The organism is Lysobacter sp. Soil_N_51 (assembly GCF_057655755.1).
In genome coordinates this window covers 166,612-186,233 of record NZ_JBDGLR010000006.1, presented here as the reverse complement: position 1 = coordinate 186,233, position 19,622 = coordinate 166,612, and the positions used below count along the sequence as shown (strand labels likewise).

The 19,622-nt window shown below is 67.9% G+C and carries 15 protein-coding genes and 1 riboswitch; of the genes, 11 read left to right on the top strand and 4 right to left on the bottom strand.

Going from position 1 to position 19,622, the window contains the following annotated elements:
• Position 1 precedes the first annotated feature (1 nt).
• The 9 genes from AC3A4T_RS12780 to dusB all read left to right on the top strand — a co-directional run bounded on the left by AC3A4T_RS12780 (position 2) and on the right by dusB (position 11,767).
• On the top strand, positions 2 to 940 hold the full coding sequence (locus AC3A4T_RS12780) for a hypothetical protein (RefSeq protein ID WP_487675732.1): 939 nt from the start codon (positions 2 to 4) through the stop codon (positions 938 to 940).
• A 558-nt stretch (positions 941 to 1,498) separates the two neighbouring features.
• Positions 1,499 to 1,597, top strand: a riboswitch (yybP-ykoY riboswitch).
• A gap of 142 nt (positions 1,598 to 1,739) precedes the next feature.
• Positions 1,740 to 2,330: a TMEM165/GDT1 family protein gene (locus tag AC3A4T_RS12775; protein ID WP_487675731.1), complete on the top strand. Its 591-nt coding sequence runs from the start codon at positions 1,740 to 1,742 to the stop codon at positions 2,328 to 2,330.
• A 226-nt stretch (positions 2,331 to 2,556) separates the two neighbouring features.
• Positions 2,557 to 3,663 carry a GGDEF domain-containing protein gene (locus AC3A4T_RS12770; protein ID WP_487675730.1) on the top strand — a complete coding sequence of 369 codons (1,107 nt, stop codon included), beginning with the start codon at positions 2,557 to 2,559 and terminating at the stop codon, positions 3,661 to 3,663.
• Between the two features lie 193 nt (positions 3,664 to 3,856).
• Positions 3,857 to 5,155 carry a NupC/NupG family nucleoside CNT transporter gene (locus AC3A4T_RS12765; protein WP_487675729.1) on the top strand — a complete coding sequence of 433 codons (1,299 nt, stop codon included), beginning with the start codon at positions 3,857 to 3,859 and terminating at the stop codon, positions 5,153 to 5,155.
• 4 nt (positions 5,156 to 5,159) lie between these two features.
• The gene (locus tag AC3A4T_RS12760; protein WP_487675728.1) at positions 5,160 to 6,140 is read left to right on the top strand and encodes a ribokinase; all 981 of its coding nucleotides are present in this window, start codon (positions 5,160 to 5,162) and stop codon (positions 6,138 to 6,140) included.
• Between the two features lie 437 nt (positions 6,141 to 6,577).
• A complete protein-coding gene (locus AC3A4T_RS12755; protein ID WP_487675727.1) occupies positions 6,578 to 8,704 on the top strand; it encodes a TonB-dependent receptor in 2,127 nt (708 codons plus the stop codon).
• A 114-nt stretch (positions 8,705 to 8,818) separates the two neighbouring features.
• On the top strand, positions 8,819 to 9,877 hold the full coding sequence (locus tag AC3A4T_RS12750) for a PepSY-associated TM helix domain-containing protein (protein ID WP_487675726.1): 1,059 nt from the start codon (positions 8,819 to 8,821) through the stop codon (positions 9,875 to 9,877).
• 317 nt (positions 9,878 to 10,194) lie between these two features.
• Entirely contained in the window at positions 10,195 to 10,533 is a 339-nt protein-coding gene (locus tag AC3A4T_RS12745) for a YegP family protein (RefSeq protein ID WP_487675725.1), read from the top strand.
• Positions 10,534 to 10,768: 235 nt separating this feature from the next.
• Positions 10,769 to 11,767 carry a tRNA dihydrouridine synthase DusB gene (gene dusB / locus AC3A4T_RS12740; RefSeq protein ID WP_487675724.1) on the top strand — a complete coding sequence of 333 codons (999 nt, stop codon included), beginning with the start codon at positions 10,769 to 10,771 and terminating at the stop codon, positions 11,765 to 11,767.
• A 54-nt stretch (positions 11,768 to 11,821) separates the two neighbouring features.
• Here the strand turns inward: dusB and AC3A4T_RS12735 are convergent, their stop codons facing one another.
• A complete protein-coding gene (locus AC3A4T_RS12735; protein WP_487675723.1) occupies positions 11,822 to 12,913 on the bottom strand; it encodes a metal-dependent hydrolase in 1,092 nt (363 codons plus the stop codon).
• Positions 12,914 to 13,129: 216 nt separating this feature from the next.
• On the opposite strand from AC3A4T_RS12735, the gene AC3A4T_RS12730 reads away from it, so the two are divergent.
• Positions 13,130 to 13,831: an aspartate/glutamate racemase family protein gene (locus tag AC3A4T_RS12730; RefSeq protein ID WP_487675722.1), complete on the top strand. Its 702-nt coding sequence runs from the start codon at positions 13,130 to 13,132 to the stop codon at positions 13,829 to 13,831.
• Between the two features lie 205 nt (positions 13,832 to 14,036).
• Here AC3A4T_RS12730 and AC3A4T_RS12725 read toward each other — a convergent pair whose 3' ends face one another.
• Both AC3A4T_RS12725 and olsF read right to left on the bottom strand, forming a co-directional pair.
• Entirely contained in the window at positions 14,037 to 14,867 is an 831-nt protein-coding gene (locus AC3A4T_RS12725; protein ID WP_487675721.1) for a UDP-2,3-diacylglucosamine diphosphatase, read from the bottom strand.
• 24 nt (positions 14,868 to 14,891) lie between these two features.
• Positions 14,892 to 16,640 (bottom strand): bifunctional ornithine lipid synthase OlsF, encoded by a 1,749-nt coding sequence (gene olsF, locus AC3A4T_RS12720; RefSeq protein WP_487675720.1) that lies wholly within the window; start codon positions 16,638 to 16,640, stop codon positions 14,892 to 14,894.
• 345 nt (positions 16,641 to 16,985) lie between these two features.
• On the opposite strand from olsF, the gene metK reads away from it, so the two are divergent.
• Positions 16,986 to 18,209 carry a methionine adenosyltransferase gene (metK, locus tag AC3A4T_RS12715; protein ID WP_487675719.1) on the top strand — a complete coding sequence of 408 codons (1,224 nt, stop codon included), beginning with the start codon at positions 16,986 to 16,988 and terminating at the stop codon, positions 18,207 to 18,209.
• Positions 18,210 to 18,313: 104 nt separating this feature from the next.
• Here metK and AC3A4T_RS12710 read toward each other — a convergent pair whose 3' ends face one another.
• Entirely contained in the window at positions 18,314 to 19,567 is a 1,254-nt protein-coding gene (locus tag AC3A4T_RS12710; RefSeq protein ID WP_487675718.1) for an OmpA family protein, read from the bottom strand.
• Positions 19,568 to 19,622 lie beyond the last annotated feature (55 nt).

Below are 19,622 nucleotides of genomic sequence, written 5' to 3'. Positions count from 1 at the left end.
GATGGCGGTGAAGACCCGAGGCCTGATCGTGAGCCTGATCGCGATCGCCGTGGCCTTGCTGGGCTGGCAGCTGTGGCGTTCGCGCGCGCCGGTAGCGGCCGCGCCCACCGCGCTCGGCCAGAGCGACGCCGCAGCGCCAGAACCACCGGCCGCGCCGGCAAAACCCGCGGACACAGTGGGCAAGATCGAACCGATCCGCTCCAACTATCGCAATCCCCAGTTGGCCGAACTCAAGAGCCGCGCCGACGCCGGCGACAGCCGCGCCTCCTGCCAACTCGGCATGGAACTGCTGCGCTGCACCGACGTATCGCCGGCCGAGCAGGTGCTGGCCTCGGCCGAGGAGAATTCGCGTCCGGATCTGCCGCCAGAACAGCGCGCCTACATGACCAAGCTGGAGGACCGCGCGCGCCAGATGATCAACGAATGCCGCAACGCGCCGGCCGATGCGTGGAAACAGGGCAACCACTACCTGCGCCAGGCCGCGCTCGCCGGCGAGCCCGAGGCCATGTACCGCTACGCGCGCGGCGATTCGGTCCTGGTCGATTACACCCATCTGAACTCGCCCGAGTTCGACCGCTGGCGCGCCGAGGCCGGCAACATGCTGCAGCTGTCGTTCGAGGCCGGCTATCTGCCGTCGGTGTTCGATCTGATGGTCGGCTACAGCGACAATTCGTCGCCGCTGACGGGGTTGATCGCGAACGACCCGACCAAGGCGCGGGCGATGCGTTTGTTGATTTCGCGCTTGGCCGGCAAACCGGCGGACCGGCCCGAGTCGCGCTACGCGAGCCTGGAACCGGCCGCGACGGCGTTGGCGTCGCAGTGGCAGCGCGATTATTTTCCGACGGTGAAGCCGCCGTTGCAGAAGATGCCGCGGCTGATGCCGGCGGGGTTCGCTTCGTTGTATGCCGATGAGAACAATGAGCCGGCGTGTACGCAGTGAGTCGAGGTTCGCTTGTGGCGAAGGCTTCGATCGGGCGGTTGGCGTAAGCGGCAACGATTGTCGCGGCTATGGCATAGGTCGCGACGTTATCGTGGTGACGCAGTCGCGGCTTACGCCGCTCCTACAGGGAGGCCACGCGGCCCTGGCTTGGCTTTGGCTCGGGCCTGAAGCCTTGCAGTTCATCCAGCGCTGCGAAGCATGTAACTCACGTTAGCAAAAGCTGGATGGCCTACCTGTAGGAGCGGCGTAAGCCGCGACCACGCCAACGCAACTACGATGTAGATCTCGACATCGCCGCGGTGACCCGGTCGCGGCTTGCGCCGCTCCTACAGGGCTGCGACGTCGCCTCGTGCTTGAACGATGTGCGCGACACGCATCACGCCAAACACCGCACTCCAGACCGAACTCGGCAAAGCAAGAACACCGATTGCGTCGCATCGCGGAACACCCGTCGAAGCCTCGCCCCTTGCTTCCCGACGATAAAAGAACGCACCAAAGCGAAAGCTTCTCATTTGCTGCGCACCCCACCGAATACCGCTACAATCCGCGCACTTTCCTCCTCCGGGGAGTAGCCCACCCGCACACCGAACAGGTTCGCGGGGGCATGCGTCAACACACTTGGCCCACAGGCCATGGCGCATGTACGGCAGCCAGCGTGCGATCGAGCCACGGCCCAGGCCTGGCGACCGACCATGCAGCGACCACGGGCAAGACCGAAGGCAGGCGTAGCGTGCAACCCGGGTCGGGCCACGCGGCGTCCGCCTTCGCGTCCACGCGAATGCCCGACCCTGGAGTTGTCATGGATCTGTCCTACCTGCCGGCCTCGGTCGTCACCACCGCGGTGTCGACCGGCACCGTCGCGCTCGCCGAAATCGGCGACAAGACCCAGTTGCTCGCCCTGCTGCTCGCCGCGCGCTTCCGCAAGCCGTTGCCGATCATCGCCGGCATCCTGCTCGCCACCTTGCTCAACCACGCCCTCGCCGCCTGGTTCGGCACCTTGGTCGCGCAGTGGCTGAGGCCTGAGATCCTGCGCTGGGTGGTCGCCGCGAGCTTCTTCGCGGTCGCGCTGTGGACCCTCAAGCCCGATCAACTGGACGAAGCAGAAACCCAGTTCTCCGCGCGCGGCGCCTTCATCGCCACCACCATCGCGTTCTTCTTCGCCGAGATCGGCGACAAGACCCAGGTCGCGACCGTGCTGCTGGCGACCCGCTACGAGCCGCTGTGGGCGGTGATCTTCGGCACCACCATCGGCATGCTGCTGGCCAATGTGCCGGTCGCCCTGCTCGGCAGCCGCTTCGCCGATCGCCTGCCGCTGAAGACCGCGCGCTATGTGGCCGCGGCGGTGTTCGCGGTGCTGGCGCTGTGGGTGGCGGTGCGCGGCATCGGCTGATCGCCGGCCGGTTCGCGCCAACCGCGTCCGGCCGAGACGGCGCCCGCAACCGCGCCGTCGTCGCCTGACCGCAACCACCGGCGCGTCGCGAACGGCCCGTTCCCAGTGTCGGGACGATTCGCCGGCACGTTCGTCCGCGCGCGGTCGCGCTATGCTCGCCGCGGGCCGCGCTTGGCCGTAAACGGGAACCGGGATGTACCAAGGCGTGGGCGGTCGGATACGCAGCGTGCTCGTGGCGCTGCTGTTGCGGCCGGACGAAATCATGCTCGAGATCGGCGCTGGCGGCGAACTGCTGGTGGCGCGCCTGCGCGCGGTGCTCGCGGCGATGCTGCTGCTGTTGCCGCTGCTCAACGCGATCGGCGGCGGCAGCGTCAAGGAAACCATGATCGGCCTGGGCGGGGCGATCTTCGTCAACGTGTTCTCGCAGCTGTGGCTGGCGCTGGCACGGCGGCAGCGCCGGTATCGCTGGCTGCCGTTCTGCACCGCCGGATTCGACGTCACTGCGACCACCCTGGTGCTGGCGATGCTGGCCGCGCAGCACCTGCCGGCCGGGCTCAACAGCCTGATCGTGTGGTGCGGCTATCTGCTGGCGATCCTGCTGACCGCGTTGCGCAGCGACGGCCGAGTGACCTTGTTCGCCGGCACGCTCGCGCTGGTCCAGTACGGCCTGCTGGTGCTGTGGGTATTCGCCACGGCCGGCTCGCCGGAGGATCTGATGTCCAGCGATTACGGCGCGGTCACCGTCGGCAGCCAGACCCAGCGTCTGGTGCTGCTGGCGATGATGACCGTGGCGACGTCGATGATCGTCTACCGGATGCAGCGCCTGATCGAGATGTCGGGCACCGACGGCCTGACCCGGCTGCCGAACCGGACCTGGCTGACTCATCGCATCCCGCGCCTGTTCGACGCGGTGCGCCGCGACGGCGGCAGCCTGACCCTGGCCCTGATAGATCTGGACCACTTCAAGCGCATCAACGACGACTACGGCCACCGCCTCGGCGACCGCAGCCTGCGCCATCTGGTCACGGTGCTGCGCGAGCAGTCCGAGCCCAGCGAATGGCTGGTGCGGCTGAGCGGCGGCGAGTTCCTGCTGGTGATGCGCAAGCCGCTGGGCACCGCGTTCGAGGAAGTCGACGCGATCCGGCGCGCGGTCGCCGAGCGCCCGTTCGAACCCGGCCGCGGCGCCGAGCCGCTGTGGTTGAGTTTCAGCGCCGGCCTGGTCACCTTCCCGCAGGAGGGCGGCGACCTGTCGCGGCTGCTGCGGCGGGCCGACCTGCGCCTGCAGCGGGCCAAGCAGTCCGGGCGCAACCGGGTGGTGGCGCGGGACCTGTAGACCAGCGCGCCCCGCAAAAAACGCCGCGATCGCCGCCGCGGCGTCCATACAAAAAACCGCCCGAGCGTCTTTTCAACGCTTAAAACGCGTTTGCGCTGCGCCGCGGCTTGCCGCTGAGGCGGCCAGCCACTAGGCTGCGCCGACTAATTAGACGTCAAAAAGCCGCCGGAGCCCCGGCGCCGGGGAGAGTGGAGTGGATTCGATTTCGCGCGTGGCCTTCGGCCTGTTCGGTTTGGCGGTGCTCGTAGGCATTGCGTGGGTGTTCTCGGTCAAGCGTCGCGCGGTCGACTGGAAACTGGTCGGCATCGGCATTTCGCTGCAGATCGCCTTCGCCGCGGTGGTGCTGCTGGTGCCCGGCGGCAAGGACGTGTTCGACTCGATCGGCAAGGGCTTCGTCCACGTGCTCGAATTCGTCGGCGCCGGCTCGAAGTTCATCTTCGGCGACCTGATGGACGTCAGCAAATTCGGCTTCATCTTCGCCTTCCAGGTGCTGCCGACGATCATCTTCTTCTCGGCCCTGATGGGCGTGCTGTATCACCTGGGCGTGATGCAGGCGATCGTGCGCGCGATGGCCTGGGCGATCACCAAGGTCATGCGCGTGTCCGGCGCGGAAACCACCAGCGTGTGCGCCAGCGTGTTCATCGGCCAGACCGAGGCGCCGCTGACCGTGCGCCCGTACATCAGCAAGATGACCGAGTCCGAGCTGATCACGATGATGATCGGCGGCATGGCCCACATCGCCGGCGGCGTGCTCGCGGCCTATGTCGGCATGCTCGGCGCCGGCGACCCGGTGCAGCAGGCGTTCTACGCCAAGCATCTGCTGGCCGCGTCGATCATGGCCGCGCCGGCGACCCTGGTGATCGCCAAGATCCTGGTGCCCGAGACCGGCGATCCGCTGACCCGCGGCACGGTCAAGATGGAAATCGAGAAGACCACCGCCAACGTCATCGACGCGGCCGCGGCCGGCGCCGGCGACGGCCTGCGCCTGGCGCTGAACATCGGCGCGATGCTGCTGGCCTTCATCGCCCTGATCGCGCTGGTCAACGCGCCGCTGACCTGGCTGGGCGAGCAGACCGGCCTGGCCGCCGCGATCGGCCGTCCGACCGACCTGTCGACCCTGCTCGGCTTCGTGCTGGCGCCGATCGCCTGGGTCATCGGCACGCCGTGGGCCGACGCGACCGTGGTCGGCGGTTTGATCGGCGAGAAGGTCGTGCTCAACGAATTCGTGGCGTATACGCACCTGGCCGACATCGTCAACGGCAAGGTCGCGGGCATTTCGCTGAGCGACGAAGGCCGCCTGATCGCGACCTATGCGCTGTGCGGCTTCGCCAACTTCAGCTCGATCGCGATCCAGATCGGCGGTATCGGCGGGCTGGCTCCGGAACGTCGCCAGGACCTGGCCCGATTCGGCCTGCGCGCGGTGCTCGGCGGTTCGATCGCCACTTTCATGACCGCGACCATCGCGGGCGTGCTGACCCACTTCGCCGCTTAAGTTCATGACCGACCTGCCTAACGGCCACGTCGTCGTGGTCGGCTCGTTCAACGTCGATCACGTCTGGGCCTTGCCGGTGCTGCCACGTCCCGGCGAAACCCTCGCCGGCACCTACCACACCGGTCCCGGTGGCAAGGGTTTCAACCAGGCCACCGCGGCGGCGCGCGCGGGTGCGCGGACCGCGTTCGTGTGCGCGCTGGGCGACGACGCCGGCGGTCAGCTGGCGCGTGCGTTGGCCGGCGCCGACGGCATCGACCTGCGCGATCTGCGCAGCGACGCGCCGACCGGCACCGCCGGCATCTACGTCGACGCCGACGGCCGCAACAGCATCGTGATCGGCCCCGGGGCGAACGCGCAGCTGTCGCCTGCGTTCATCGACGAACACCGCACGGCGTTCGGTGCCGCGAACGTGGTGCTGACCCAGCTGGAAACGCCGGTCGAGTCGGCCGCCGCCGCGTTCGCGCTGGCGCGCGCGGCCGGTGCGCTGACTCTGCTCAATCCTGCCCCGGCCGATGCGCTCGTCAGCGCCGAGCTGTGGGCGCTGAGCGATGCGATCACCCCTAACGAAACCGAGTTCTGCGCGCAACTGCGCCGGCACACCGGCAGCGAACTCGATCCCGACACCCTGGCCGCGCTGGACGATGCGCAGTTGCACACGCATTGCCGCGCACTGTTGCCGCACGGCAGCGTGATCGTGACCCTCGGCAAATCCGGCTGCTTCGTCTCGCACGCCGATGGCGCGTTGCGCGGCGACGCGCAGGCCTGCTATCGGGTCGCGGCCGCGGCGGTGCGGGCGGTCGATACCACCGGCGCGGGCGATGCCTTCAACGGCGCCCTGGCCGCGTCGTTGGCGCGCGCGGGCGCGCGACCCTTCGGCGAACATGTCGCCTATGCCAACCGCTATGCCGGCCTGTCGACCGAGCGCGCCGGCACGGCGGCGGCGATGCCCAACGACGCCGACCTGCGGGCGCGCTTTCCCGACTGAGCTTCTTCTTCCGCGCGTGCGGGCGAGCCTCCGCTCTTAAGCCCCTCTCCCGCGTGCGGGAGAGGGGTTGGGGTGAGGGCAACCACGGCGGTCCAAGCGCCCTCATCCGGTCCTGCGGACCACCTTCTCCCGCATGCGGGAGAAGGGTTCAGGCGAGCCTCCGCTCCTAAGCCCCTCTCCCGCGCGCGGGAGAGGGGTTGGGGTGAGGGCAACCGCGGCGGGCCAAGCACCCTCATCCGGTCCTGCGGACCACCTTCTCCCGCATGCGGGAGAAGGATTCGGGCGGTGCGCACCAGGTTTTCCGCCACTGCGTACTGCCATCCCGCAGGCCCCACCCCGACTCCCAACACGCCCTCCACCCATCCACCCGCCCTTTAAATTGAGAATGGTTCGCATTAGCATGCCAACCCTGTCGCAGTTTTCAGGTCCCCGCCCCCATGCCCCGCCTTACCCTCCTCGCCAGCGCCCTGCTGGCCGCGCTGGCCGTGCCCGTCGCCCAGGCCGCCGAAGCCGACGCCAAGGACATCGACCGCGTCACCGTCTCGGCCAGCACCAGCCGCACGCCTAATTCCGAGGCCGCGCTGGCCAATACGATCACGGTGATCGATCAGGAGCAGCTCAACCAGCAGCTCGCGGTGACCCAGGACATCTCGCAGGTGCTGGCCAACCTGATTCCCTCGTTCTCGCCTTCGCGGCAGAAGCTCACCAACGGCGGCGAGACCCTGCGCGGGCGCAAGCCGCTGTACCTGGTCGACGGCGTGCCGCAGTCCACGCCGCTGCGCGAAGGCGGCCGCGACGGCCACACCGTCGACCCGGCGATGATCGAACGCATCGAAGTCATCCACGGCGCCAACGCGCTGCAAGGCCTGGGCGCCTCGGGCGGCATCATCAACATCATCACCAAGCGCGCGCCACGCCAGGACGGCGAGACCTTCCAGGACCTCAGCCTCGGCGCCAGCACCGCGCTGCCGAGCCAGAGCGACAGCAGCGGATATCGCGCGTCCTACCTGTTCGGCACCCGCCGCGGCGCGTTCGACTTCGTCGGCGGCGCGTCCTACGCCAGCGAGGGCCTGTACTACGATGGCAACGGCGATGCGATCGCGGTCAACGACGTGCAAGGCGACCTGATGGACGCGCACACCCACAACTTCTTCGCCAAGGCCGGCTGGAACATCGACGATCGCCGCCGCCTGCAGCTCACCGCCAACCGCTACGAACTGCAGGGCAACAACGACTACATCACCGTCAACGGCGACATCCGCACCGGCAAGCTGGCGACCTCCGCGCGCGGCAGCCGCGAAGGCGAAGGCGCGCGCAATCGCTCGACCTCGCTGGTGCTGGACTACACCGACAAGCAACTGGCCGGCGGTTTCTTCAACGCACAGTTGTTCTGGGTCGACTTCAAGGGCCTGTACGGCGCCACCGACTGGGAGGATTTCTGGCGCGACGGCCGCGACCTGCACTGGTGGGATCAGTCGCAGAACGTGTCGGAGAAGACCGGCGGCAAGTTCAGCTGGTCGCGCGACAACCTGTTCGACCAGCGCCTGCGGGTGACCGGCGGCCTGGACTGGAACCGCGACAAAACCTATCAGGAACTGGTGGTCTCCGGCCTCAAGTGGGTGCCGCAAACCCAGTACGAATCGTGGTCGCCGTTTCTGCAGGCCGAGTGGTGGGTCGCCGACAAGGTGATGCTGACCGCGGGCGTGCGGCATGAGCGCGGCACGCTGAAGGTCGGCGATTTCACCACCATCCCGGCCAACGCCGGCGGCAGCCGTTTCGTCGAAGGCGGCTCGCCCAAGACCCGCGAAACCCTGCCGAACTACGGCATCGTGTTCGAAGCCACCGACGCGCTGAAGTTCTATGCCTCGTACTCGGAGGGCTACACCGTCGCCGATATCGGCCGGGTGCTGCGCGGCATCACCACGCCGAATCAGCGCGTCGATCAACTGGTCGATCTGTCGCCGGTGGTGTCGGACAACCGCGAGATCGGCGTGGACTTCGACAACGGCCGCTGGCTCGCGCACCTTGCGGCGTACTGGTCGGATTCCGACCTGGGCTCGCGCCTGGCGTTCGATCGCAACACCCAGAGTTATTTCGTCGTGCGCGAACGCACCGAAATCCGCGGCATCGAAGGCAATGTCGCGTTCCAGTTCTCCGACGCCGGCCGGGTCGGTCTGGGTTACGCGCAGGCCAACGGCCGCTACGACAGCGACGGCGACAACCGCGTCGACAGCGACCTGCCCGGCATCAACATCAGCCCCGATCGCATCACCGCGTTCTGGGACCAGACCTGGAGCGACACCGTGTCGACCCGCCTGCAGGGCAGTCGCGCGCTCGACCGCGACTTCGACCTCAAGGGCGTGCGCGTGGCCAGCACCGACGGCTACACCACCGTCGACCTGCAGGCGCGCTTCAAGCTGCCGCTGGGCCAGTTGAACCTGGGCGTGGAGAATCTGTTCGACGAGCAGTACATCACCTACTACTCGCAGAGCACGCCGCGCAACGACACCTACGTGTCCGGACGCGGCCGGGTGTTCAGCGCAAGCTGGTCGCATCGTTTCTAAACCGACCGTCTCTAAACCGAACGTTCCGAAACCGACCGCGACCCACGCCCAGCCATGACCGACCGCCAGGCCCCCGCAGATTCACCGCCGCGCACACGCTCGCGATCGCGCGCGGTGCTGCAGTGGCTGCACCTGTGGCTCGGCCTGAGCCTGGGCACGGCGTTCGCGTTGGTGGCGTTGTCGGGCACGGTGCTCGCGTTCCAGCGCGAGCTCGCGCTGTGGGCGTATCCGCAACTGCAACGCGACGCGGCGATCACTCCGCAGCAGCGCAGCCAGGCGTTGCAACGCATCGTCGGGCAGTGGCAGACGCAGGGCATGACGTCGCTCGACCTGCCGACGCCGCAATTGCCGGTGTGGCAGGGCTATTTTCCCGACAACGAGCGGCGTTACTTCGATCCGGCCAGCGGCGAACTGCTGCTGACCCGCAACACCGGCAACGACGCGGTGCTGTGGCTGCGCGATCTGCATACGCATCTGCTGTCGGGCAAGACCGGCGAGCAGGTGCTCGGCGTGGTCGGCATCGTCGCAGTGTTCATGCTGCTCAGCGGTTTGTATTTGTGGTGGCCGCGCTGGTCGGCGCTGGCGGCGAGCCTGAAGTGGTATCGCGGGCCGCCGACGCGGCGCTGGCTCAGCTGGCATCGCGGCCTGGGGCTGTGGCTGCTGCCGCTGACCTTGCTCGCGGCGCTGACCGGCACCTCGATGGTCTACGACGAAGTCGCGCGCGACGCATTGCGCGCGGCTTTCGGCGACGGCAAACCGCCCAAACCGCCGAAACTCGCCGCCAGCGATCAGCCGGCCGACTGGGACGGGGTGCTGCGCGCGGCCGATGCCGCGGTCGCGCCGGGCGGCGCCTTGGCCGGCGCGCAGTTGCGCCGGATCGGCCTGCCCAAGACCGGCAGCGGCCTGGTTTCGATCCGCGCGCGCATGCCGGCCGAATGGCATCCGGTCGGACGCAGCCAGGTCTGGATCGATCCGTATCGCGGCGCGGTGATCGGCGCCCAGGACGCGACCGCGCAGGGCCGCGGCTCGCGCAGCTTCGATGCGATCTATCCGCTGCACGGCGGCTTCGTCGGCGGAAGGATGTGGCAAAGCCTGATCGCGTTGACCGGGCTGGTGCCGGCGTTCCTGTTGATCACCGGCTTCCTGTTCTGGCGGCGACGGCGCGGGCGTTGAGCGCGGCCATCGATGCCGAGGCTGAAAGATCTTTTGTGGGAAGGGCATCAGCTGCGACGCGTTCCTTTCAGTAGCGAAAAGCCTCCGCGGCGATGCCTCGAACTCAGACCAAGCGTCGGGGCTAGAGCCCCAACCACAAACGACCTCGCGGCTTCCAGCGATTCGCAAGCACACCGACCCTCGCAATCAGCGCTGACCGGCAAACCGTTCATTCCTGAAACATCCCCGTCCGACCGGTCCGGCTTCACAACAGCGTTGTATGCACGTGTAACCGGAAGTCACACGTCCGCCACGGGCGGCTCAACGAGGGAACGAACATGTCAGGCAAGTACGTCATCAGCAAGCAGAGCAACGGTCAGTACCACTTCGTGCTCAAGGCCGGCAACGGCGAAACCATTCTGAGCAGCGAAAGCTATACCACTCACGCATCCTGCGAAAAGGGCATCGCGTCGGTGCGCACCAACAGCCCGATCGATGCGCGCTACGAGCGCAAGCTGTCGTCCAACAACAAACCGTATTTCGTGCTCAAGGCCGGCAACCACGAGGTCATCGGCGCCAGCGAGATGTACAACAGCGACGCGGCGCGCGAGAACGGCATCGACGCGGTCAAGCACAACGGCCCGACGGCCACGGTCGAAGACAACAGCGGCGGCTGAGCCGACCGACACGGGCCGGTCCGCAAGGGCCGGCCTGAGCGTGGCCGCAGCTGAATGTGCGGCCACGTTCGCTTGGATGGGGCCAGAACCGAACCAGGCGTTCGCCAAGCCCGCCTGATTGCGCCGCATCGAATCCGCCGCCTCGAGAACCCGCGGTCGCGAACCCGACGGCCGACTCGTGCGTCCCGTGCCCCATTTGCCGGGCACCTTGCGCCGCGTGGCTTACAATGCCGCCATGCGCATCGGCCCCCACTCCATCGCCCCGCGCGTGATCCTCGCGCCCATGGCCGGGGTCACCGACAAACCGTTCCGCGTGCTGGCCAAGCGCCTGGGCGCGGGCCTGTGCGTGTCGGAGATGACCACCAGCGACCCGCGTTTTTGGAACACCGCCAAGTCGCGCCACCGCATGGACCACGACGGCGAGCCCGACCCGATCAGCGTGCAGATCGCCGGCACCGTGCCGCAGATCATGGCCGAGGCGGCGCGCTACAACGTCGACCACGGCGCCCAGCTGATCGACATCAACATGGGCTGCCCGGCCAAGAAGGTCTGCAACGCCTGGGCCGGTTCGGCGCTGATGCGCGACGAAAGCCTGGTCGCGCGCATCGTCGAGGCGGTGGTCAAGGCGGTCGACGTGCCGGTCACGCTCAAGATCCGCACCGGCTGGGACCACGACCAGCGCAATGCGCCGAACATCGCGCGCATCGCCCAGTACGCCGGCATCGCCTCGCTCGCGGTGCATGGCCGCACCCGCGACCAGCAATACACCGGCCATGCCGAATACGACACCATCGCCGCGATCAAGGCCGAGTTGTCGATCCCGGTGATCGCCAACGGCGATATCGATTCGCCGCGCAAGGCCGCGTTCGTGCTCGCGCAGACCGGCTGCGACGCGGTCATGGTCGGCCGCGCCGCGCAGGGCCGGCCGTGGATCTTCCGCGAGATCGCCTATTTCCTCGAACACGGCGAGGAACTGCCGCCGCCGTCGCTGCGCGAGGTGCGCGACATTCTGCTCGGCCATCTCGAACACCTGCACGCGTTCTACGGCGAAGTCGCCGGGGTGCGCATCGCACGCAAGCATCTGGGCTGGTACGCGAAGGATCGCCCGGAGAACACCGCATTCCGCGCGGTGGTCAACCGCGCCGATTCGGCGGAGTTGCAGTTGCGGCTAACGCGCGATTACTTCGATGCGCTGATCGCCGGCGTGGCGCCGGAGCTTTCGGCGGCGGCCTGAGCGGTTGTCGCTTCCGCCCGAAGCGACCGGATCCGGTGCATGGCGGTGCGGCGATTACTTCAGCGTGTCGCTATGGACCCGAGCCCGCATCGCCGTCGCCCCTTGCAGCGAACGCACGTCCGCATCGGCATCGGCGACGATCGCCGGCTCGTTCCAGATCCGCGCCCACATCGCCGACAACGCCTGCTTCGCGTCCGCCGACCACTTCAGCTGTTCGGGTTCGATCTCGCGCCAGTTCTCGCCGTCGCGCTCGGCCACGGCGAAACGGAAGGTGTAATCGGGTTCGGCGCCCATGCGCAGGTCGCTCAGCAGCAGGCGGCCGTCCTGCTGTTCGGCCTTCATGAAGCCGTGGTTGAACCACTGCAGGCGATGCACCGCCGGATAGCCGTTGACCTGGGTGAAGGCGGGAATGTCGGAACGGTAGTGCCGGAACTGCATCGGCCCGCGATCGGCGGCCAGCGAGCGCTCGCCCTCGACGAAACCGTCGGGCGTCATCGCCACCACCCGCCACAGCAACGTGTTGAACGGCGTCGGCACCGAGAAGCGCGGCGCGTTTTCCAGGCCGAGCTTGGCCAGCGCCGGCGCGGCGTCCTGTTCGACTCGGTGCTTGGCCCACAGCGAACCGCCGAGGTACAGCGAACTCAGGCCCAGCCCGACCAGCAAGGCCGGCTGCGCCAGTCGGCGTTCGTGCCATAACCAGGCGATCGCGCAGGCGATCAGCAGCCAGATCGTGTACAGCGGATCGATGATGAACACGCTCGACCACATCACCGGTTTCATCGGCAGCGGCCACAACAACTGGGTGCCGTAGACGGTGAACGCGTCGAGCAGCGGATGGGTGAGCAGCGCCGCCTGCATCGCCCAGAACCAGCGCTTCGGCGAGGCGGCCACGCGGCCGCCGCGCGCGCGGCACCAGCCCCAGATCGCCCAGGCCACGAACGGCAGCACCAGCAGCGAATGGCTGAGGCTGCGATGCCAGGTCATGCGCGCGACCGGATCGTCGGTGAGCAGGTTAACCGGGATGACGTCGAGGTCGGGCAAGGTGCCCAGGGCCGCGCCGGCGAGCAACGCCGCGCGGCGGTGTTTGGCAGGGGCGATGGCGGCGCTCAGCGCGGCGCCGAGCACGATCTGGGTCAGTGAATCCATCCGCGAATGCTACCGATACAGCACAACGCGGGCGTTTGTTTTTCGTTTTCCCAAGCTGATTGTCGGAAGCTGGCAGCTCCCTGCAGGAGCGGCGCGAGCCGCGACCGCGGCATCCGGCTTACGTCGTTGGCACGATGTCGCGGTCGCGGCTCGCGCCGCTCCTACAGCGGCTTCGGCACAATAGCGATACCCAACACGTTCGCTCGGGAGTTGTCCATGCCCCACCCCGCGTCCATCGGCATCGTCGCCTGTTCGGCCGAAGGCGCCGCGCTGTGCTATCGCACGATCTGCAGCGAAGGCGCGGCCCTGCTCGGCCCACATGCGCATCCACAGATCGCGCTGCATACCCATTCGCTGGCCGACTACGTGGTGTGCCTGGATCGCGGCGATATCGACGGCGTCGGCGAGTTGATGCTGTCCTCGGCGCACAAGCTCGCCAAGGCCGGCGCTCAGTTCCTGATCTGTCCCGACAACACCATCCATCAGGCGATGGACTACGTGCTGCCGCGTTCGCCGCTGCCGTGGCTGCACATCGCCGAAGTGGTCGCGCGCAGCGCGGCCGAACGCGGCTTCCGCCGGATCGGCCTGACCGGGACGCAGTGGCTGGTCGAAAGCGAGGTCTATCCCGACAAGCTCGGCGCGCTGGGGCTGGAGTTCGTGCGGCCCGATGCGCAGCAGCGCGCGGCGATCGGCCGGTTGATCATGGACGAGCTGGTGTACGGGGTGTTCAAGCCGTCGACGGTGGCGTATTTCCAGCAGGTCATCGAGGGGCTCAAGGCGCAGGGCTGCGACGCGGTGGTGCTGGGGTGCACCGAGATTCCGCTGATCATCGACGATGCGAATTCGGCGTTGCCTACGTTGGATTCGACGCGGTTGTTGGCGCGGGCGGCATTGCGGCGGGCTATGACTGGAGGGTGATTGCGACGAATGACCAAGCGCCCTCACCCCAGCCCTCTCCCGCAAGCGGGAGAGGGAGTTAGAAGCAGCTCTGTTCCCTGCCGCCTTAAACGGAAGAAGGGGGCAAATCCGTAAGCGGGAGAAAGTGTCAGAAACCTCGCCGCTCCCTTCTCCCGCTTGCGGGAGAAGGTGCCCGACAGGGCGGATGAGGGCGGCCCGGCCCGCCTCAAGCGGCGTGCGGCAACTCTTCGTGTACCGCCAATCGCATCGCCCGCGCCGGCAGCATCGCCAAGGTCTCGCCGGTATGCGCCAGCAAGCGCAACGTGCCGTCGGGGTCCTCGGCCAGCGCGGTCAGGCTCTCGACCCAGTCGCCGTCGTTGGCGTAGATGCAGCCGTCGCGCTCGAACAACGCCGCGCGATGGATATGCCCGCAGACGATGCCGTCCAGCCCGCGCTGGCGCGCGTCGTTCAGGCCGGCCTGGACGAAACGCGAGATGTAGCGCTCGGCCGCGCCGCTGCGGCGCTTGAGGAAATCCGCCAGCGACCAGTAGCGCAAGCCGAAGCGGCGCCGCACCCGGTTGGTGAGCTGATTGCCGGTGAGGATGCGCTCGTACAGCCAGTCGCCGAATTTCTCCTGCATGCCGCCGAATTGGGTCACGCTGTCGTAGTCGTCGCCGTGCGTGACCAGCAGGCGGCGGCCGTCGGCGGTCAGGTGGATCGCGCGCCGGCGCACCTGCATGCGCGGCAGCGCCAGGCCGCAGAAGCGGCGCACCGAACGGTCGTGATTGCCGGGCACGTAGATCAGTTCGGTACCGGCGCGCGCCAGCGCATGCAGCGCCTCGACCACCCGGTACTGCGCCGCGCCCCAGGTCGCGCGCCGCTGCGACATCCACCACAGGTCGACGATGTCGCCGACCAGGTACAGCCGATCGCAGCGCAGATTACCCAGAAAATCGGCCAGTTCCGCCGCATGGCAGTGCTTGGCCCCGAGATGCACATCGGACACGAATACGGCGCGGCGGCGTATCGGCAAGGGCGTGATCGATGCTGGGCTCATGACACGTTCTCGCTGGCGACGGGGTCAGGTGTCGGGGGCGGCGTCCGCTTGGTTCGCCGCGCCCGCCTCGGCGCGCGACGGCGATGCGCCGAGGTAGCGTTCGCGCTTCTTCGGGCGCAGGCGCTGCAGGTCGACTTCGATCAGGCCATCGACCGAATCGCTGAACGCCGGATCGACGCCGAACGCGAGGAAGCGCGCGCCGCCGGGTTCGCACAGGTCGGTGTACTGCTTGTAGAGCATCGGCACGCTGGTGCCGAGCGCGTCGAGGTTGTTCTTGAGCACGCGGAACGCGGTCGCCGCATCGAGTTCGTCGAACTGCGGCGGCGCCTGGCGATACACGAACGGCTGCTTGGAGAACGCTTCGGATTCCAGCTGGCCGTAGTAGCGCGCGTAATAAGCAACGATTTGCTCGCGCGCGTCCGGCGGCAGCGCGGCGCTGATCGACACCGGTCCGAACAGGTAACGCACGCCCGGATGGCGCATCAGATAGGCGCCGATGCCCTGCCACAGGTAATCGATGCTGCGGCTGTTCCAGTACTCGGGCGCGACGAAGCTGCGGCCCAGTTCCATGCCCTGGGCCAGGCGCGGCACCGCGTCGTCGGCGTAACGGAACAGGGACGCGGTGTACAAACCGGCCAGGCCGCGTTCGGCCAGCACCCGGCTGCCGCGCGCGATGCGGTAGGCGCCGGCGATCTTCGCCTCGGCCTCGTCCCACAGCACGATGTGTTCGTACCAGCTGTCGTAGATGTCCACGTCCAGGCGCTGGCCGGTGCCCTCGCCGACCGCGCGGAAGGTCAGCTCGCGCAGGCGGCCGATTTCGCGCAGCAGCGGCGAGCCCGGACGCAAGGTGCCGACCCGGATCTGCTTGCCGTCGAGGGTCTGGCCCAGCGATTCCAGCGCGTCCACGCCCGCGCGCACCAGGGCCGGATCGACCGGGTCGATCAAGGTCTCCGGCCCGATCGGCGCGGCGCGTTCGCGCGCGGTGCCGATCGCGTGCAGTTCGCGTCGCACCTCGCGCAGCAACTGGTTCGGGTTGCCGTCGGCCGGCAGATGCAGCGGGCGGCCGATACGCAAGGCGATGCGGCGCGCGCGGCGGGCGAACATCTCGCGCGCCAGCAAGGCAGTGCCGGCCGGCTTGAACAGCGCCGAGGCGCCGTAGAACAGCGCCGAATTGCGCGCCTCGATCCGCACCGGCAGCACCGGCGCGTTGGTGCGGCGGGCGAAGCGCAGGAAGCCGCGCTGCCAGCGCCCGTCGGTGACTCCGCGCAGGCCCAGGCGGGCGACTTCGCCGGCCGGGAACACGATCACGCATTGCTCCTCGTTCAACGCCGCCTCGATCGCGTGCAGGCTCTCCGCGCTCGGCCGGCCGCCGAGGATGCGGATCGGCAGCAGCAGCCCGCTCAGCCCGTCCAGGGCCAGCAGCAGGTCGTTGGCGATGATCTTGACGTCGCGCCGCACCCGCCCGACCGCGTCGAGCAGGGCCAGCGCGTCGACCGCGCCGGAGGGATGGTTGGCCACGATCAGCAACCGACCGCTGCGCGGAATCCGCTGCAGTTCGGCCGCATCGAGCAGGTAGCGCGCCTGGACGAAGTCCAGCGACGCGCTGACGAAATCGAAATCGCGCAGGTGGCTGGTTTCGGCCAGGAACTGGTCGATGTGGTCGAATTTCGACCAGCGCCCGATGGTCCGGATCAACGGCCGGGCCAGCGCGGCGCGGCGGCCGCGGAACCATTGCGGAAAACGTTCTTCCAGTCGGCGTTCGAATTGCAGCATCGGGAATCGTCGCATCTGAGGGCGGCGGTATGCCGCGCAGCCTGGGCCGGCGCGGCGACAGCCACATGGCGGTTTCGGGTCAGTCGCATGACAGCGCCTTCCTGGGCGGCTCCACGACTGTGCTTCGCGTGCCCGAACGACATGAAATCCGCGCCGTCCTGGCATGCCCGGACAGGGTCCCACGCTCGCCGCGGGCCCGCGCCCGCCCAAAGACCGGGCTGACGACAGACGTTCAGGGGCCGCTTAACGCCCGGACAACCCCGGGGCACGGCACAATGCGCGCTCGCGGCCGAGGCTGTATCCTATGCGGCCATCTTTTTATCCGAATCGAAGGATATCCGCCCGATGTCGAGCTACCTGTTCACTTCCGAGTCCGTGTCCGAAGGTCATCCGGACAAGATCGCCGACCAGATTTCCGATGCGGTGCTGGACGCCATCCTCGCTCAGGACAAGCGCGCGCGCGTGGCCTGCGAAACCCTGGTCAAGACCGGCGCGGCGATCGTCGCCGGCGAAGTGACCACCAGCGCCTGGGTCGATATCGAGAGCCTGGCGCGCAAGGTCATCAACGACATCGGCTACAACAATTCGAATGTCGGCTTCGACGGCCACACCTGCGCGATCATCAACATGCTCGGCAAGCAGTCGCCCGACATCGCCGCCGGCGTCGACCGCAAGAAGCCGGAAGAACAAGGCGCGGGCGACCAGGGCCTGATGTTCGGCTACGCCTGCAACGAAGCCCCGGAATACATGCCGGCGCCGATCTACTACTCGCACCGTCTGGTCGAGCAGCAGGCCAAGATCCGCAAGCAGAAGAATTCCAAGCTGCCGTGGCTGCGTCCGGACGCCAAGTCGCAGGTCACCCTGCGCTACGACAACGAGCACAAGGTGCTGGGCCTGGACGCGGTGGTGCTGTCGACCCAGCACGACCCGGGCATCAAGCAGAAAGACCTGATCGAAGGCGTGTACGAGCACATCCTCAAGCCGGTGCTGCCGAAGGCGTGGCTGGAAAAGCTGCCGAAGAACAAGGTCCACATCAACCCGACCGGCATCTTCGTGATCGGCGGCCCGGTCGGCGACTGCGGCCTGACCGGCCGCAAGATCATCGTCGACAGCTACGGCGGCATGGCCCGTCACGGCGGCGGCGCGTTCTCCGGCAAGGACCCGTCCAAGGTCGACCGTTCGGCCGCTTACGCCGCGCGCTACGTGGCCAAGAACATCGTCGCCGCCGGCCTGGCCGACCGCTGCGAAGTGCAGGTCTCCTACGCGATCGGCGTGGCCGAGCCGACCTCGATCTCGGTCACCACCTTCGGCACCGGCAAGATCAGCGACGACAAGATCGAGAAGCTGATCCGCAAGCACTTCGACCTGCGCCCGTACGGCATCGTCAAGATGCTCGACCTGATCCACCCGGTGTACCAGCTGACCGCGGCCTACGGCCACTTCGGCCGCAAGCCGAAGGAAGTGACCTACGTCGACGGCGCCGGCAAGAAGCACACCGCCACCGCGTTCTCGTGGGAAAAGACCGACAAGGCCGACGATCTGCGCAAGGACGCCGGGCTGAAGAAGTAAGTCGCCCGCGAACGCGCTCGACATTGCGACAACGAAAAACGGAGCGCCTCGGCGCTCCGTTTTTTTTCGTCGCATCGCCGGCATCCGTCGGCGCGGCCAAGCGCTCAGGTCTTGACGTAGATCTCGACCCGGCGATTGAGTTGGCGGCCGGATGGATTGTCGTGGCCGTCGACCTCGTTCGGCGCGACCGGCTGCGACTCGCCGAACCCGCGCGCGTCGGCGTCCTTCGCCGCGCCGCGTTGCCGCAACGCCGCCACCACCGATTGCGCGCGGCGATCGGACAAGGACAGGTTGTAGTCGTCGCTGCCCTTGGCGTCTGTATGGCCGCGGATCTGCATGCCCTTGGCCTCGATCTTGGCCAGTGCTTCGGCCAGCGTGTCGAGCACTTCGGCCGCGTCCGGGCGGATGTCGGACTTGTCGAAATCGAACAGCACCTTGTCGTTGAGCGTAATCAACACGCCGCACGGCGCGCCCGGCACCACGAACTTGTTCAACAGCGGGAAACGCCCGGCCGGCGCGAGCTTCGGAATCGGCGCCATCGCCATTTCGCGCGGCGGCGTGCCGACCGTGCCGCGGCCCTTGCCGTCGTTGCGCACCAGCCCATCGGGCCCGTTCCAGGTGCCCGAGCCGTCGGCGTTGATGGTGATCAGGCCCTGCGGCCCGTTCCAACTGCCCGAGCCGTCGCCGTTGTAGGTGATCAGGCCCATCTCGCCGTTCCAGCTGCCGCCGCCCTTGCCGTCCAGGTGGATGGTGTCGCCACGCCCGTTGTAGCTGCCCGAGCCGTCGGCATTGACGCTGATGGTGGCCTTGCCTTCGTCCTCATCGTCGTCCCCACCGCCGCCGGTGTTGATCGAACCCGAACCGTCGGCGTTGACCGTGATCAACCCGCCTTGGTAATTGGCCGAACCGCTGCCGTCGGCGCTGACATTAAAAGTGCCCTTGCCGTCGTTGCGGGCCAGATTGCCCTGGGCGTCGAGATGGGTGAGGCCCGCGTCGTTGACCAGCGCGCCGTCGTCGCCGCAGCGGGCCGGCTTGATCGTGACGCCCTCGATCGGATTGATCAGCTCCTGCATCGAGCTTTCCAGCGCACGCTGCGCCGGCGTCACGCCGAGGATGTCGGGCACGACGATGGTCGGGATGACCGGGAACTCGCGATCGCCGGCGGTCAGTGGTGCGGTGTTGGCGGTTGGCGTTGGCGCGTTGGTCGCGGTTTTTGCCACCTCGGCCGGAGCCGACGCGGCGCCAGCGGTATCGTCGGAATCGGCCGAAGCCGATGCGCCGTCGCCGCGTTCGCACGCGCATACGGCGGCGACGATCGCGGCGAGGGTCAGAAGTCTCAAGGGCACTGCATGCGACATGGTCCACTCCGTTGGTTGTCGGCGGCGTTTATAGCATCGCGGCCACGACAGGTGC

Coding starts and splice junctions, on each gene's coding strand:
- AC3A4T_RS12755 (WP_487675727.1), top strand. CDS start 6,578: ATGCCCCGCCTTACCCTCCTCGCCAGCGCCCTGCTGGCCGCGCTGGCC.
- AC3A4T_RS12730 (WP_487675722.1), top strand. CDS start 13,130: ATGCCCCACCCCGCGTCCATCGGCATCGTCGCCTGTTCGGCCGAAGGC.
- AC3A4T_RS12710 (WP_487675718.1), bottom strand. CDS start 19,567: ATGTCGCATGCAGTGCCCTTGAGACTTCTGACCCTCGCCGCGATCGTC.
- AC3A4T_RS12780 (WP_487675732.1), top strand. CDS start 2: ATGGCGGTGAAGACCCGAGGCCTGATCGTGAGCCTGATCGCGATCGCC.
- metK (WP_487675719.1), top strand. CDS start 16,986: ATGTCGAGCTACCTGTTCACTTCCGAGTCCGTGTCCGAAGGTCATCCG.
- dusB (WP_487675724.1), top strand. CDS start 10,769: ATGCGCATCGGCCCCCACTCCATCGCCCCGCGCGTGATCCTCGCGCCC.
- AC3A4T_RS12775 (WP_487675731.1), top strand. CDS start 1,740: ATGGATCTGTCCTACCTGCCGGCCTCGGTCGTCACCACCGCGGTGTCG.
- olsF (WP_487675720.1), bottom strand. CDS start 16,640: ATGCTGCAATTCGAACGCCGACTGGAAGAACGTTTTCCGCAATGGTTC.
- AC3A4T_RS12760 (WP_487675728.1), top strand. CDS start 5,160: ATGACCGACCTGCCTAACGGCCACGTCGTCGTGGTCGGCTCGTTCAAC.
- AC3A4T_RS12735 (WP_487675723.1), bottom strand. CDS start 12,913: ATGGATTCACTGACCCAGATCGTGCTCGGCGCCGCGCTGAGCGCCGCC.
- AC3A4T_RS12745 (WP_487675725.1), top strand. CDS start 10,195: ATGTCAGGCAAGTACGTCATCAGCAAGCAGAGCAACGGTCAGTACCAC.
- AC3A4T_RS12725 (WP_487675721.1), bottom strand. CDS start 14,867: ATGAGCCCAGCATCGATCACGCCCTTGCCGATACGCCGCCGCGCCGTA.